General features: G+C 65.1%; 16 protein-coding genes. 2 read left to right on the forward strand and 14 right to left on the reverse strand.

Features of this window, described 5'->3' with window-relative positions:
• Positions 1 to 14: 14 nt before the first annotated feature.
• From dapB to M729_RS0107355, 7 genes are all read right to left on the reverse strand, one after another.
• On the reverse strand, positions 15 to 857 hold the full coding sequence (dapB, locus tag M729_RS0107325) for a 4-hydroxy-tetrahydrodipicolinate reductase (RefSeq protein ID WP_024502174.1): 843 nt from the start codon (positions 855 to 857) through the stop codon (positions 15 to 17).
• A complete protein-coding gene (locus M729_RS0107330) occupies positions 854 to 2,725 on the reverse strand; it encodes an ABC transporter ATP-binding protein (protein WP_024502175.1) in 1,872 nt (623 codons plus the stop codon). The genes dapB and M729_RS0107330 overlap by 4 nt, the downstream gene beginning before the upstream one ends.
• A gap of 78 nt (positions 2,726 to 2,803) precedes the next feature.
• Complete coding sequence (locus tag M729_RS0107335) at positions 2,804 to 3,850, reverse strand: glucokinase (RefSeq protein ID WP_027161200.1); 1,047 nt, start codon at positions 3,848 to 3,850, stop codon at positions 2,804 to 2,806.
• 174 nt (positions 3,851 to 4,024) lie between these two features.
• Positions 4,025 to 5,113: a penicillin-insensitive murein endopeptidase gene (gene mepA, locus M729_RS0107340; protein WP_027161201.1), complete on the reverse strand. Its 1,089-nt coding sequence runs from the start codon at positions 5,111 to 5,113 to the stop codon at positions 4,025 to 4,027.
• A gap of 157 nt (positions 5,114 to 5,270) precedes the next feature.
• Entirely contained in the window at positions 5,271 to 6,170 is a 900-nt protein-coding gene (locus M729_RS0107345; protein ID WP_027161202.1) for an SDR family oxidoreductase, read from the reverse strand.
• Positions 6,167 to 7,321, reverse strand: a complete 1,155-nt coding sequence (queG, locus tag M729_RS0107350) for a tRNA epoxyqueuosine(34) reductase QueG (protein WP_027161203.1) — start codon at positions 7,319 to 7,321, stop codon at positions 6,167 to 6,169. Before queG ends, M729_RS0107345 begins: the two co-directional genes overlap by 4 nt.
• Positions 7,302 to 7,994 carry a glutathione S-transferase family protein gene (locus tag M729_RS0107355; RefSeq protein WP_013528622.1) on the reverse strand — a complete coding sequence of 231 codons (693 nt, stop codon included), beginning with the start codon at positions 7,992 to 7,994 and terminating at the stop codon, positions 7,302 to 7,304. The genes queG and M729_RS0107355 overlap by 20 nt, the downstream gene beginning before the upstream one ends.
• Before the next feature lie 160 nt (positions 7,995 to 8,154).
• Between M729_RS0107355 and M729_RS0107360 the strand changes: the two genes are divergently transcribed.
• The gene (locus M729_RS0107360) at positions 8,155 to 8,961 is read left to right on the forward strand and encodes an undecaprenyl-diphosphate phosphatase (protein WP_013528623.1); all 807 of its coding nucleotides are present in this window, start codon (positions 8,155 to 8,157) and stop codon (positions 8,959 to 8,961) included.
• Positions 8,962 to 9,041: 80 nt separating this feature from the next.
• Here M729_RS0107360 and M729_RS0107365 read toward each other — a convergent pair whose 3' ends face one another.
• Positions 9,042 to 9,419: a YraN family protein gene (locus tag M729_RS0107365; protein ID WP_027161204.1), complete on the reverse strand. Its 378-nt coding sequence runs from the start codon at positions 9,417 to 9,419 to the stop codon at positions 9,042 to 9,044.
• Positions 9,412 to 10,341, reverse strand: a complete 930-nt coding sequence (gene rsmI, locus M729_RS0107370; protein ID WP_050596200.1) for a 16S rRNA (cytidine(1402)-2'-O)-methyltransferase — start codon at positions 10,339 to 10,341, stop codon at positions 9,412 to 9,414. The genes M729_RS0107365 and rsmI overlap by 8 nt, the downstream gene beginning before the upstream one ends.
• Before the next feature lie 134 nt (positions 10,342 to 10,475).
• Between rsmI and M729_RS0107375 the strand changes: the two genes are divergently transcribed.
• Complete coding sequence (locus M729_RS0107375) at positions 10,476 to 10,664, forward strand: hypothetical protein (RefSeq protein WP_027161206.1); 189 nt, start codon at positions 10,476 to 10,478, stop codon at positions 10,662 to 10,664.
• A gap of 73 nt (positions 10,665 to 10,737) precedes the next feature.
• Here M729_RS0107375 and M729_RS0107380 read toward each other — a convergent pair whose 3' ends face one another.
• Genes M729_RS0107380 through M729_RS0107400 form a run of 5 tightly spaced genes read right to left on the reverse strand, consistent with a single transcriptional unit; the run spans position 10,738 to position 13,745 of the window.
• Positions 10,738 to 11,175, reverse strand: coding sequence for an EamA family transporter (locus M729_RS0107380; protein ID WP_013528627.1), 438 nt, complete (start codon positions 11,173 to 11,175; stop codon positions 10,738 to 10,740).
• A 25-nt stretch (positions 11,176 to 11,200) separates the two neighbouring features.
• Positions 11,201 to 11,524 (reverse strand): low molecular weight protein tyrosine phosphatase family protein, encoded by a 324-nt coding sequence (locus M729_RS0107385; protein WP_027161207.1) that lies wholly within the window; start codon positions 11,522 to 11,524, stop codon positions 11,201 to 11,203.
• A 3-nt stretch (positions 11,525 to 11,527) separates the two neighbouring features.
• On the reverse strand, positions 11,528 to 12,691 hold the full coding sequence (gene hemW, locus M729_RS0107390) for a radical SAM family heme chaperone HemW (RefSeq protein ID WP_027161208.1): 1,164 nt from the start codon (positions 12,689 to 12,691) through the stop codon (positions 11,528 to 11,530).
• Positions 12,688 to 13,335, reverse strand: a complete 648-nt coding sequence (gene rdgB / locus M729_RS0107395) for an RdgB/HAM1 family non-canonical purine NTP pyrophosphatase (RefSeq protein ID WP_027161209.1) — start codon at positions 13,333 to 13,335, stop codon at positions 12,688 to 12,690. The genes hemW and rdgB overlap by 4 nt, the downstream gene beginning before the upstream one ends.
• Positions 13,335 to 13,745: a VOC family protein gene (locus M729_RS0107400; protein ID WP_027161210.1), complete on the reverse strand. Its 411-nt coding sequence runs from the start codon at positions 13,743 to 13,745 to the stop codon at positions 13,335 to 13,337. The genes rdgB and M729_RS0107400 overlap by 1 nt, the downstream gene beginning before the upstream one ends.
• Positions 13,746 to 13,801: the final 56 nt, after the last annotated feature.

The raw sequence follows: 13,801 nt of genomic DNA on the forward strand, positions 1-13,801 counted from the left end.
TGGATCAGGTCGGCTCAGCTGAGGCCGAGCACGTCCCGCATCGAATACAGTCCCGGCTTCTTGCCGCGCGCCCAAAGCGCCGCCTTGACGGCGCCGCGGGCGAAGATGGCGCGGTCCTCGGCGTGGTGCGACAGGGTGATGCGCTCGCCGGTGCCGGCCAGCATCACGCTGTGGTCGCCGACGACAGAGCCCCCGCGCAACGTGGCAAAGCCGATCGAGCCCGTCTTGCGCACCCCGGTGTGGCCGTCGCGGACGCGCACGTCGTTGCCTGAGAGCTCGATACCACGCCCGGCGGCGGCGGCTTCACCCAGCAGCAGCGCCGTGCCCGAAGGCGCGTCGACCTTGTGCTTGTGGTGCATTTCGAGGATCTCGATGTCGAAATCGTCGGCATCGAGCGCGCGCGCCGCCTGCTCGACCAGCACCGCCAGAAGATTGACGCCGAGGCTCATATTGCCCGACTTGACGATCGTCGCATGGCGCGCCGCCGCAGCGATCCTGGCATTGTCATCGGCCGAACAGCCGGTCGTGCCGATGACATGGACGATGCGCGCCTGCGCCGCGTAGCCGGCGAATTCGACCGTCGAAGCAGGCGTGGTGAAATCGAGCACACCGTCGGCCTTGGCGAACACCGGCAGCGGATCGTCGCTGATCGGCACGTTGATGATGCCGATGCCGGCCAGCTCGCCGGCATCCTTGCCCAGATGCGGCGAATCCGCCCGCTCGACCGCGCCGATGACCCGCGCGCCTGATATAGAGTGAATGGCGCGGATCAGCGTCTGGCCCATGCGGCCGGCGGCGCCCACCACCACCAGGCCCATATCATTTGCCGGTCCGTCGGTTGCGGGCGTGGCGCTCATGTCGTGCTCCCGGCGATGCTCTGCGTGTCGATGCCTTGTGACAGGCGTTGCGCCGAAGTCCGGATCGGCGCGCTGTCGTCGACAAGCCCCAGACCCTTGACGCCCTGGATACGGTGGAAGCGGGCATAGACGCTGTGCGGATCGGCCATCAGCGAGGCGTGCGTGCCTTCCTCGACCAGCCGGCCCTGTTCCATGACGATGATGTGGTCGGCATTGACCACCGTCGACAGCCGGTGCGCGATGACGATGGTGGTGCGGCCTTCCATGACCTTTGTCAGCGCCTGCTGGACGCGAGCCTCGGCCTCGTTGTCGAGCGCCGATGTCGCTTCGTCGAGCAAAAGGATCGGTGCCTGCCGCACGATGGCCCGCGCGATCGAGACGCGCTGGCGCTGGCCGCCGGACAGCGTCACGCCGTTCTCGCCGACTGGCGTGTCGTAGCCCTGCGGCTGCTGGCGGATGAAGTCGTCGGCCGCGGCTTGGCCCGCGGCCTGTTCGATCTCGGCATCGGTGGCGCTCAGCCGGCCGTAGCGGATATTGTCGCGGATGGTGCCTTCGAACAGATAGGGCTGCTGCGAGACATAGGCGATAGAACCGCGCAGCGACTGTTTGGTGACCTTCGAGATGTCCTGGCCGTCGATCTCGATCGACCCCGCCTCGACATCGTAGAAGCGCTGCAGCAGCGCCACCAATGTCGTCTTGCCGGCGCCCGAAGCGCCGACGATTGCCGTCACCTTGCCGGCCGCGGCGACGAAACTCAGATCCTGCAGCACCGGGGCCTCCTCGACATAGCGGAAGGAGACGTTGTTGAAACGCACTTCGCCGGAGGTGAATTTCGCCTCGGCGGCGCCTTGGGCGTCGCTCTGCTGCGGCTCGATGTCGAGAAGCTCGTAGATCATGCGCGCATTCACAAGCGCGCGTTCCATGCCGACCTGCATGCGCGCCAGACGGCGGGCCGGATCATAGGCGAGCGTCAGCGCGGTGATGAAGGAAAACACCGCGCCCGGCGGCTGGCCGAGAACGGTGGCCCGGTAGCCGGAATAGGCGATGACGCTGGCGAAGGCGATGCCGGCCAGCAGTTCGGAAACCGGCGTCAGCCGCTCGGAGACGCGAGCGATCTTGTTCGACCGCTGCTCGGCATCCTCGGCGAGCTGGCTGATCCGGCGCGACAGCTCGTCCTCCATGGTGAAGGCCTTGACGATGGCGATGCCTTGCGTGGCTTCCTGCATGGCGCCGATCAGCCGAGAGTTGATCTGCACCGATTCGCGCGTGATGCGGCGCACCCGGCGCATTAGATAGGTGACGGTCCAGATCAGCGGCGGCCCGATCAGCAGCGAACTCAAGGAGAGTATCGGATCCTGATAGATCATCACGCCGACCAGGCCGACCAGCGAGACGGCATCACGCGCGGTCGAGGTCACCGTCATCGACAACAGGTCGCGAATGCCGTTGACGTTCTCGTTGACCTGCGCGGCCAGCCGCCCGGACCTTGTGTCGTTGAAGAAGGAGACGCCAAGCTTCATCAGATGGTTGAAGATGCGCTGCTGATAGCGCGCCACCAGATTGTTGCCGATCCTGGCCATCGTCACCGCCTGGCCGTAGCCGGCAAGGCCGCGCAGGATGAAGGCACCGAGCAGTGCGGCGCAGATCCATGGGATCAGGTCGCCGCGTCGTTCGTAGAAGATCTGGTTGACGACCGGGCTCATGATCCAGGCGGCAAGCGCCGTCGTCGCCGACACGGTCAGCAGGCAGAGGATGGTGAAAACATACGCGCCCCGATAGTCGCGGCCATTTTCCTGGAGGATACGGCGGATGACCGCCACGATCTCTCCCGCACGGGGTTTCGACAAATTGGGGGGCTGAAATGTCAAATTGGAGCGCTTCGTAGATTTCCGCTTCCCGCGGCCGGGCAATTTGGCACCCCTCTTAACGCCAAGCAGCCAGCTTGCCTATGCCTCGGGGTGACTAACTTCGTCGCGCCAGCGCCGGCCCGAAGTCTGGACGCCGAACAGCGAGGGGTTCCTGGCATAGGCGGCAAGGCCCAGAAGTGCGGCCAGCGGATGGGTAATGACATACACCGGCATGGTGCGCATCATCGCGCTGTGCGGCGCCTTGTCCTCGAAAGCGGCACGGAAATTGCCGGCTTTCAGCGCCGGCACGATCTTCTGCGCGATGCCACCGGTGAGAAACACGCCGCCGCGGCTCATGAACACCAGAGCAAGGTCGCCTGCCGTGCGCCCAAGGCAGGTGACGAAGGTCTCCAGCGCTTCCTCGGCAACCGGATCGGTTTTCGCAAGTGCCGCGGCAGTGATCTCGGCCGGCGTGGTGAAGGGCGACGGCTTGCCGTCCGCCTTGGCAACCGCCCGATAGACATTGACCAGACCGCGTCCGCACAGGATCTGCTCGCCCGAAATGCGGCCCTCCAGCTTCTCGATATGCGGAAAAACCTCGAAATCGCGGGCCGAGCGCGGACCGATGTCCATATGGCCGCCCTCGCCGGGCACCGGTATCCAGTGGTGCAGCGCATGGACCAGCCCGGCGACGCCGAGCCCGGTTCCGGGGCCGAGCACGACGCGGCCGGCATTGGGCTCCGGCGTGCCGCCGCCGATCTTTTCCATGTGCTCCTCGCCGAGCGCGACGACGGCCAGCGCCTGCGCCTCGAAATCGTTGAGCACGACGATGTCGCTCAGGCCGAGGCTGGCGAACATTTTTCTCGGCTTGACGATCCAGGGGCAGTTGGTCAGTTCGATCTCGTCGCCGTCGACCGGACCGGCCACCGCCAGCACCGCCGAATTGGGACGCACCGACGAGCGATCGAGCACGGCCGCCTGGATCGCCTCGTCGATGGTGTTGTAGTTCGCCGTCTGGACGATGGTCGGCTCGCCTGCCTCGGAATTGGCGTCGAGCACGATCGAAAAGCGCGCATTGGTGCCGCCGATGTCGCCGATAAGGATCGGAAACCGCAACAAAGTATCGTCGTCGCCTGTGCCTGGCATGCTCTCGTCCGTCTCCGGCGCCACCGACGGCATCTAGCCGTTCTTCCGTTGACTAGCGCATGGGTTTGAAAAGGGAAACGGTTTTCGACCCCGGCGGCGCGCTGAGGCCGGCTGTGCGGCCAAACCGACACGGTTTCGCAAAAATAAGGCCCCGAACCGATTGGGCCGTGACCGTCAGTTTCCTGGCGGCCGCGGTCGCGGCAGCGGCACGCCGGTCTCGGGGGTCGCCGTGAAGGCGTTCACCGTACTTGGCAAGCCGGCGGCGGCCGGCGTGGCGGACAATGACGGCGCTTCGGGTTCGGGTGCGGCAGCCGCGACCGGCACGCCGCCGCCATGATAGGTCGCCGCCTCGGCCGAGGCCGGCCCCGGCGCGTCGAGCACGGCGCGGCATTCGCTCGGCAGGTTCGCCATCGTCATCAGGTCGCGCGCTTTGGGCGCATCCGGGTTCTTGTTGGGCCGCCACGGCTCCTGCGTGAACCACCAGGCCAGCGGCTTGCCGCAACCGTCATCGTCCGGCGTCGCTTCCTGCGCCTTGCAGCCGGGCGATCCCGGCTGACAGCCGATGCGCATGTGGAAATGATAGTCGTGGCCCCAAAACGGCCGGATCTTGCGCAGCCAGAAGCGGTCGCCCTTGACGGTGTCGCAGAGCTTTTTCTTGATGCCCGGATTGACCAGGATGCGCTCGACCTGGCTGTAACTCGCCGCCCGCTTCAGAAGCCTTGTGTGCGCCGGCGTCCACAGCGCGTCCTTCACCAGATGGGTCTTCTCATCGACCATCAAGGTGGCGCTCATCGATTCGCGCTGCGCCATCGACAGCGGGCGGCTGGGCATCGGCGTCAGCCAGATGTCGGCGTCGAGCCCGATCTGGTGCGAGGCATGTCCGGTCATCATCGGGCCGCCACGCGGCTGCGAAATGTCGCCGATCAGCAAGCCCGGCCAACCATCGGCTGCCGCGTCGCGCGACAGTTTCTCGATCACCGCGATCATCGCCGGATGGCCCCAGCGACGGTTGCGCGAAGGCCGCATCACCTCCCAGGTCGGACCGTCCATGGGAATGGCGACGCCGCCGGCAAAACAGCCCTTGGAATAGAAGCCGATCGACTGCGCCGCGGTCGCGGCCGGCAGCTTCTTGGCGCCGAACAGGTCTTTTGCCCGTTCTTCGGCGCTCACCGGCTGAACGGCGAAACCGACCAGGGCAAGCAGGCCAAGCGCGGCTGCCAGCAGGGGCATTTTGCCGAGAGACGGCCGTATCGGTGTTTTCATGAAACCGGATCCCCACCGCAATCCAAGGCCGAATCATAGCACGCAAAGCACGACGCTTCGATCGATAGAGCGGTTCACCGAAACGGTGAACCGCTCTATCTCTGTTTTGACGCAATCCCGGACGGAAAACCGTGTCACACTTTTCCTGGAATTGCTTTTAGCGCTTCATTGGGCTACGCGCCTCGCCGTCGCGCCAGTCGCCGCTTGCCCACATATGGTCGAAGGCCGCGCGGTAGTCGCGAAAGCGCAGGGAATAGCCCGCCGCCTTGATTGCCGCATTGGCAACACGCTTGTTCTCGCCATAGAAGGACCGCGCCATGGGCGAAAGTTGGGCGGCGTCGAAAGGAATCTCGGGCGGCGGTTCGATGCCCATCAATGATGCGGCATAGGCGACGACGTCCTGCGGCGGCGCCGGCAGATCGTCGGTGACGTTGAAGATGCCGCCTTTATTGCCTTGGATGAGCTGCCACAGGGAGCCTGCAATGTCGTCGCAATGAATGCGGTTGAACACTTGGTCGGGCTTGACCAGCCGCCTTGCGCTGCCGTTTTCCAGATTGACCAGGGCATTGCGGCCCGGCCCGTAAATGCCGGAGAGTCGCAGGATCGCCACCGGCCGGCCGATCTCGCGGCCCAGCTCCAGCCAGTCCTGCTCTGCCGCCACCCGCATCATCGAACGCTTCGACACCGGCCGGCATTCAGCCGTTTCATCGACCCATGCGCCGTCATAATTGCCGTAAACCCCGACCGTAGAGAGATAGCCGATCCATTCCAGCAAAGGCATTTGAGCGATTGCCTCTCGCGCGGCACCCAGCACGGGATCGCCGGCCTCCTCCGGGGCGACCGAAATCAGCAGATGCGTTGTCTTTTCCAGTGCATCGCCAATCTCATCCGTCATCGCGCCGTCGAACAGCAGCGGCGCGATGCCGGCCTGCCGTAGCGTCTCGAATTTTTCCGGCGAGCGTGTCGTGCCGAAGATCGTCGCGGCGCCTTTGTTGGCCCGAGCAAAAGCCCTGCCGGAATAGCCGGCGCCGAAGATGAATATCTGCTTTTCGCTCATGCATTCGCCCTGGTTGGCCGCGCCAGACGCCATTCGTCGCGCACGGCTTCGTCGCTCTCGGTTTTCAGGCCGAGGGCTGCCCTTTCTGAATATTCGGCATCGGGCACCAGCCGCGCCAGCGCCCAAATTGCCGCGCCCCGCACCAGCTGCGAGGCATCGTCCAGCAAGGCGCGCACAGTGTCGGCAAGAGAGGCATCGCCGGAATTGCCGGCGGCGATCAGCACGTTGCGGATGAACCGATCGCGGCCGATGCGTTTTATCGGCGAACCGGAGAAGAAAGCGCGGAAGGCCGCGTCATCGAGACCCAAAAGGTCGGCGAGCGGTGGTTCGCGCAGATCATCGCGCGCGGCGAGTTTTGCTTCCGAAGCCGCCCGGGCGAATTTGTTCCACGGGCAGGCGGCTAAACAGTCATCGCAGCCATAGATGCGGTTGCCGATCTTTTCGCGGAATTCGTGCGGAATCGGCCCCTTGTTCTCGATGGTGAGATAGGAAATGCAGCGCCGCGCATCGAGCCGGTAGGGCGCCGGAAAAGCATCGGTCGGGCACGCGTCGAGGCAGGCGCGGCAGGAGCCGCAATGGTCGATTTCGGCGCGGTCGGGCACGAGTTCGGCGGTGGTGAAGATGGTGCCGAGGAACAGCCAGGAGCCGTGCTCGCGGCTGACCAGATTGGTGTGTTTGCCTTGCCAGCCAAGCCCGGCGGCTTCGGCCAGCGGCTTTTCCATGACAGGTGCGGTGTCGACGAACACCTTCACGTCACCGCCGGCGCGGGCAACGAGCTTGCCGGCGATCTCCTTCAGCCGGCCTTTCATCACATCGTGATAGTCGCGGTTTTGCGCATAGACCGAGATCGCGCCGCGGTCGCGCTTGGCCAGCACTTCGCGAAGATCATGGTCGGGGCCGTAGTTCATCGCCAGCACGACGATCGAGCGTACCTGCGGCCAGAGGGCCGTTGGTTCACTGCGGCGTTGCAGCGTCTCGGCGATCCAGTCCATCGACCCGTGAAAGCCGTCGGCGACGAATTCGGCCAGGCGCGCCGGCGCCAGCGGGATCGCATCGGGGGAGGTGACGGCGACGGCATCGAAGCCGGCGCGCTGCGCCTCAGCGTCGATCAGCGCGCGCAGTTTTGCGGCGTCAGAAGTCGAGGTCCGCATAATGCGACACCGGTGACAGGCCGCGCACCCGGTCGGTCAAAAGCGGCCGGAAGGAAGGCCGCGACTTGACCCGCGTGTACCATTCGCGAGCAGCGCTGTGCTCGCGCCAGTCTATCTCGCCGAGATAATCGAGCACCGACAGCGTCGCCGCGGCCGCGAGATCGGCATAGGTGACCCTCGAGCCGGCCAGCCAATGGCGGGTGCCGGCCAGCCAGTTGGTGTATTTCATGTGCTGGCGGATGTTGGCGCGCGCCGCACGGATCGCGCCCGAGTCGGGCGAGCCGCCGCCCGCCGTTTCCGGCATGACCGGCTTCAGCACGCGCTCACGCACCAGATGGCGGGTGACTTCGCTTTCAGCCTTGTTGAGATACCAGTCGATGAGCCGGCGGATTTCGGCGCGCTGCATCGGGTCCTCGGCGAACAGCCGCTTGTCGCGCTTCAGCACGCCGCGCGTTTCATCGAGATATTCCGATATGACCGTCGCGCCGACGATCGGCACGTCGCCTTCGGCCAGCAGGATCGGCAGCGTGCCGGCCGGGTTCAGCGCCAGGAACTCCTTGCGCCGGGTCCACGGCTTTTCCTCGATCAAAGCCAGCTCCTCGCCATACTCGCCGAATGCGAGGCGGACGAAGCGACAGGTGGCGAACATGGGGTGGTGGAAAAGCGTGAGCATGGTTCCGCGATGATAAAGCGCACTGGCGAATCGCAGGGCGCACCGGTAAGTCTTGGCCGCCCGGTTAGCGGGCCGTCAGGGTGTTGCGACCTATAGGGGGACTTCAACGCCATGACAAGCAAGCCCTTCTGTCAGCCGTCACGCCAATGCCGAGGTAGCCATGGAAAGCCAGACCATCGTCGAAGCCCTGCTGCTCGGCCTGCTGGAGGGGCTGACCGAGTTCATACCGGTGTCCTCGACCGGCCATATCCTGCTCGCCGGCCATTTCCTCGGCTTCCACTCGACCGGCAAGGCCTTCGAGATCCTGATCCAGCTCGGCGCCATCCTGGCGATCCTCAGCGTTTATTTCCGCCGCCTCTGGAAAATGCTGCTCGAACTGCCGCACGACCGACTGACCAGGCATTTCGTCATCGGCATCCTCATCGCCTTCCTGCCGGCGGCATTCATCGGCGCGCTGGCGCATGATTTCATCAAGACGGTGCTGTTCGAATCGCCAAGGCTGATCTGCATCATGCTGATCATCGGCGGCGTCGTGCTGCTGGTGGTCGACCGCATGAACCTCAAGCCTGTTTATCGCGACGTCGAGCGCTTCCCGACCCGGCTTTACCTGCAGATCGGGCTTTTCCAGTGCCTGTCGCTCATTCCCGGCACATCGCGTTCGGGCTCGACCATCGTCGGCGCCCTGCTTTTGGGCGTCGACAAGCGCGCGGCCGCTGAATTTTCCTTCTTCCTTGCAATCCCGACCATGGTCGGCGCCTTCGCCTTCGACCTGTTCAAGAACCGCAACGTGCTGAGCAGCGCCGACCTGCCGATCATCGCCGTCGGCTTCGTCGCCGCCTTCGTCACGGCGCTCATCGTCGTGCGCTTCCTGCTCGATTACGTCTCGCGCAAGGGTTACTCGCTGTTCGGCTGGTGGCGGCTGGTGGTGGGCGGTGTTGGGTTGGTGGCGTTGATGATCTGGGGGTGAGGAGTGTTCCGCGTAGCGGCCCTCACGCTTCGTCCCACGGGCTCCGCCCGTGGATGACGAATGAAGGAGGGCTGCCCCCTCTAACTCTTCCCATAAAACGCGTTCTCGACATGCACCGGCCAGCGCCAGGGCAGCACCGCGACCATGTCGAAGCGCATCGACAGTCTGCCGTAGTCCGCTTGGCGCGAGAGCCAGATGTCGGCCGCGCCTTCTATGCGACGTTCCGATTCGTGGCCGATCGCCTCCATGGCTTCCATCAGCGACCGGCGCGCCTTGACCTCGACGAACAGCACCAGATCGCCGCGCCGTGCGATCAGGTCGATCTCGCCGAAGCGCGTGCGGTGACGGCGCGCCAGGATCCGGTAGCCCTTCAGCATCAGCGCTGCCGCCGCCAGCCATTCGCCGCGATGGCCGCGCCGATAGGCTTTTTGGCGGCTGGCGCTCGGGCGTTCAGCCACCGTCGCTTTCTCCCGAAGCATCCTTGAGTTCCAGTAATCGCCGATAGAGCGCCTGTTTCTGGCCGCCGGTCATCTTCGCGGCTTCTGCCGCCGCCTTGGAGGCCGGCATTTCGGCGGCAAGCGACAGAAGCAGACGGTCGATGTCGGCGGGCTCGTGCGCCCTGGCCTCGGCCGGAGCGACGCAGACGACGATCTCGCCCTTCGGCGTATCGGCCGCAGCATAGTGGTCGGCCAGCGCCTGAAGCGTGCCGGTGCGCATCTCCTCGAAGGTCTTGGTCAACTCGCGGCCGATCGCGGCTTTTCGCTCGCCGCCCAGCGCTTCGACCATGGCACCGAGGGATTCGGCCAGCCGGCGCGGCGATTCGAAGAAAATCAATGTCGCCGGCACGGCTTTGAGTGCCTCCAGCCGCGTCAGCCGCTGCCCTGATTTGACCGGCAAAAATCCGGCGAACATGAAGGCATCGGAGGGCAGGCCGGATGCGGTCAACGCCGCGAGCGGCGCCGATGGGCCGGGGATAGGCACGACGCGAATGCCGTGGTCGAGCGCCTCGCCGACCAGCCGGTAGCCGGGATCGGACACCAGCGGCGTGCCGGCATCGGAGATCAGCGCCACGCTCTGTCCGGCCTGGAGCGCCGCGATCAGCTTCGGCCCGGCCTCGCCGGCATTATGCTCATGATAGGCTGTGGTGCGGCGGCGGATGCCATAACGGTCGAGCAGCACGCGCGACACCCGTGTGTCTTCGCAAGCGACGATGTCGGCGGCGGCCAGCGTCTCCAGCGCGCGCAGCGTGATGTCGGCGAGATTGCCGATCGGCGTCGCCACCAGATAGAGCGCCGGCTCCAGCGGCCGGGCCGCGATCTCGGTCTGCCCGACCACATAGCTGCGCTTGCCCGTCTCTGCGGTCACTGACGACTTCTCCATTCAGCCCTGTTTGGCACGGCTGACGCGGGCTTGCAAAAGCTGATGCCGATGTAGGGAATTCGCCTTTCCTTTGCCACAGTGGGGAACCAAACCGGCGTTGGCAGATTAGCCCCCTGATTCCGGAGGAGGACAGGATGGACAGCCTCAAGATACAAGACGCTTTCGAACCCTACTATGCCGGCCGCAACCGCGTTGCCACCCCCAGGGACAAGCGCCCGTCTGCCAAGACCGAGCACAGCCTGACCGAAGAGCGCGTCGCCGGCACCTTGCCGACGAACGTCAGCCTTTCCGACAACAAACCCGACAGCACGACGGAGCACTGACCGGACGATGCCCAATCGCTTCGATATCTTCATCACCCGTCTTGAAACGAAGAACGCACGCCATGGCGCGCAACTACCCTCGATAGGCGACCAGCACAGCACCCGCCGCGATAAGGGCGACGCCAAGCCAGTTCGCTCCGGACAACCGCTCGCCGAGAAAGGCCGCGCCAAACACCGCCACAAGCACGACGCTTAGCTTGTCGATCGGCGCCACCTGCGCCGCATTGCCGATCTTCAGGGCGCGAAAATAGCAGAGCCATGAAGCGCCGGTCGCCAGACCGGACAGGGCGAGGAAAGCCCAGGTCTTTCCCGAGATCGTAGCCGGCGACTGGAATTGGCCGCTGGCGAGCAGGATGGCACCGAGCACGATCAGGATGATGATCGTGCGGATGAAGGTGGCGAAATCGGAATTGATGTTCTCGATGCCGACCTTGGCGAAGATCGCCGTCAGGGCAGCGAATGCAGCCGAGAGCAGTGCCCAGAATTGCCAGGAGGATACGGTCAGGTTCATGCGGGTGGCCTTCGCGGATGGCGTCTTAACCGAGATACCGCGAAACGCGTGCCTTCAGAAGGCCAATCAACTCCAGATCCATGAATTCATAATTGTCAGGTATGTCGAGGCAGATCACACGCGCCTTCTTCAGGCTGGCCCTGAATTTCTTCTGCAGCTTGGTGCGGTGCGCCTTTTCCATGACGAAGATGATGTCGGCCCAAGCCACCAGCTCATGCGTCAGCGGCGTGTCGGCATCGTGGTTGGTTCCGGCCGAGGCCACCTCGATATCACGGCGCGTTGAAAACACCTGTTCGGCGGTCGGGCTGCGCAAGCGGTTCTGGCTGCAGACGAAAAGGACGTTCTTCAAGGGTTAGCGCGCCAGATCGGCGACCACCGCGTCGAGCACGATCATGCCGGCGGCCGTGGCGCGCAGGCGCGCATTGCCGATCGGCGCCACCAGCCCTTCGCCCTGCAGCATCGACAGCCGCGCGCTCGACAGGCCGCGCCCGGAGAACGCCTCGTAGCGGGAGAGATCGATGCCTTCGGCCAGCCGCAGGCCCATCAGCAGGAATTCGTCGGCCTCTTCCGAGCGCGTCAGGATCTCGCCGCCGGTGACGCCATGGCCCTTGGCCTCGACCAGATTGGCCCAGGTTTCCGGCATCCGCTCGGCGATTGTCACCGTGCGGCGGCCGTTCTCGACGAAGCGGCCATGCGCGCCCGGCCCGACGCCGACATATTCGCCATAGCGCCAATAGGTCAGGTTGTGCCGGCTCTCGGCGCCCGGCCTGGCGTGGTTGGAAATCTCGTAGGCCGGCAGGCCGTGCGCCGTGGTGATCTCCTGCGTCAGCGCATAGAGGTCGGCGGCATGGTCGTTGTCGGGGATGACGAATTTCTTTGCCGCATGCAGCGCGTGGAAGGGCGTGCCTTCCTCGATGGTCAGCTGGTAGAGCGACAGATGGTCGGCGGCATGGCCGATCGCCTGTTCCAGCTCCGATGCCCAAGCCTCCGGCGTCTGGCCGGGGCGGGCGTAGATCAGGTCGAAGGACAGCCTTGGGAATATTTCCCGCGCGAAGCCGATGGCGTGCAGGGCCTGTTCGACATTGTGCAAACGGCCGAGGAAGCGCAAATCCTTGTCGTTCAGCGCCTGCACGCCGAGCGACACGCGATTGACGCCGGCTGCCCGGTAGCCGCGAAAGCGTTCGGCCTCGACCGAGGAGGGATTGGCCTCCAGCGTCACCTCGATGCCGGCAGGCACCGTCCAGTTCTTCGCCACGGCGTCCAGAACCCTGGCCACGGTTTCCGGCTTCATCAGCGAGGGCGTGCCGCCGCCGAGAAAAACGCTGGTCACCTCGCGCGGCCCGGTGCGCTCGCGCATCGTCGCCAGTTCGGCCTCGAAGGCGGCGGCAAAGCGCTCCTGGTCGACCGGCTGGTGGCGAACATGGCTGTTGAAGTCGCAATAGGGGCATTTGGCCGCGCAGAACGGCCAGTGGACATAGACGCCGAAGCCGGGCGTCCGGTCGAGCAGCATGCTCATGCCGAGCCCAATCGAGCTTGGGCGAATTTCTGGAAGGCGCGGGCGCGGTGCGACAGCGCCGTGGCCTGGCCGGGCTTCCAGCCATGCTTTTCCTCGGCGCTCATTTCGCCGAAGGTTTTTTCGAAGCCATCGGGCAGGAACACAGGATCGTAGCCGAAGCCGAGCTCGCCGCGCGGTGGCCAGACCAGCGTGCCCTCGGCCTGGCCGCGATAATATTCCGCCTCGCCGTCGGGAAACGCCAGGCAGATGACGGCGACAAAGCGTCCCTTGCGCTGCTCCGGCAAGGCGGCGCCGACCTCCTGCAGCGCCACTTCGGTGCGTTGCATGGCCATGCCGAAGTCACGCGAACCGTCCGGGGTTTCGGCCCAGTTGGCGGTGTAGACGCCGGGCGCGCCGTCAAGCGCGTCGACGCACAGGCCGGAATCGTCCGACAACGCCGGCAAGCCGGTCGCCTTGGCGGCGGCGAGCGCCTTGATGTAGGCGTTCTCCTCGAAGGTGGTGCCGGTCTCGTCCGGCTCCGGCAGGCCATACTCCCTGGCCGACTTCGCTTCGAAGCCGAACGGTCCCATCAGGTCGGCGAATTCGCGCAGCTTGCCCTCATTATGGCTGGCGACGACGATCTTCTTGCCATCGAGAGAATGCATCAAAGGCCCCAGATTCTTGGCTCGGCGAATTCGATCGAATTGCCCGAGGGGTCGCGTATATAGATCGAACGGCCGCCCTGCGGCCACTCGAATTCGCTCTCGATGGCGATCTTCTTTGCCTCGAGATGGGCTTTCCAGCCGGCGATTTCATCGGCGGTCGCCGTAAAGCAGAGATGACCTTGGCCGACCGCGCCGTGCGGCGGCACCGGCAGCCTCGCGCCGGGCGCCGGCGGGATTTTGGTTGCCTCGGCGTTGAAGACGAGCAGCACGCCGGGGCCGCAGCGGAAGAACAGGTGCCTGCCGTCGACCTTGCCGAGGAGATTGAGGCCGAGGATGTCGGTGTAGAAGGTTTCGGCGGCGGGCAGGTCTGTGACGTAGAGGGCCGATTCCAGGATGGCGGAGGGTGTCACGAGGCGCCCCCCTCTGGCCTGCCGGCCATCTCCCCCTCAGCTGGGGAGATTGGCAG

Source organism: Mesorhizobium sp. WSM1293, assembly GCF_000513875.1.
Classification (GTDB): domain Bacteria; phylum Pseudomonadota; class Alphaproteobacteria; order Rhizobiales; family Rhizobiaceae; genus Mesorhizobium; species Mesorhizobium ciceri.

Excerpts from the sequence above, each read along its gene's own strand:
- dapB (WP_024502174.1), bottom strand. The coding sequence starts at position 857 with ATGAGCGCCACGCCCGCAACCGACGGACCGGCAAATGATATGGGCCTG.
- M729_RS0107335 (WP_027161200.1), bottom strand. The coding sequence starts at position 3,850 with ATGCCAGGCACAGGCGACGACGATACTTTGTTGCGGTTTCCGATCCTT.
- mepA (WP_027161201.1), bottom strand. The coding sequence starts at position 5,113 with ATGAAAACACCGATACGGCCGTCTCTCGGCAAAATGCCCCTGCTGGCA.
- M729_RS0107345 (WP_027161202.1), bottom strand. The coding sequence starts at position 6,170 with ATGAGCGAAAAGCAGATATTCATCTTCGGCGCCGGCTATTCCGGCAGG.
- queG (WP_027161203.1), bottom strand. The coding sequence starts at position 7,321 with ATGCGGACCTCGACTTCTGACGCCGCAAAACTGCGCGCGCTGATCGAC.
- M729_RS0107355 (WP_013528622.1), bottom strand. The coding sequence starts at position 7,994 with ATGCTCACGCTTTTCCACCACCCCATGTTCGCCACCTGTCGCTTCGTC.
- M729_RS0107360 (WP_013528623.1), top strand. The coding sequence starts at position 8,155 with ATGGAAAGCCAGACCATCGTCGAAGCCCTGCTGCTCGGCCTGCTGGAG.
- rsmI (WP_050596200.1), bottom strand. The coding sequence starts at position 10,341 with ATGGAGAAGTCGTCAGTGACCGCAGAGACGGGCAAGCGCAGCTATGTG.
- M729_RS0107375 (WP_027161206.1), top strand. The coding sequence starts at position 10,476 with ATGGACAGCCTCAAGATACAAGACGCTTTCGAACCCTACTATGCCGGC.
- M729_RS0107380 (WP_013528627.1), bottom strand. The coding sequence starts at position 11,175 with ATGAACCTGACCGTATCCTCCTGGCAATTCTGGGCACTGCTCTCGGCT.
- hemW (WP_027161208.1), bottom strand. The coding sequence starts at position 12,691 with ATGAGCATGCTGCTCGACCGGACGCCCGGCTTCGGCGTCTATGTCCAC.
- rdgB (WP_027161209.1), bottom strand. The coding sequence starts at position 13,335 with ATGCATTCTCTCGATGGCAAGAAGATCGTCGTCGCCAGCCATAATGAG.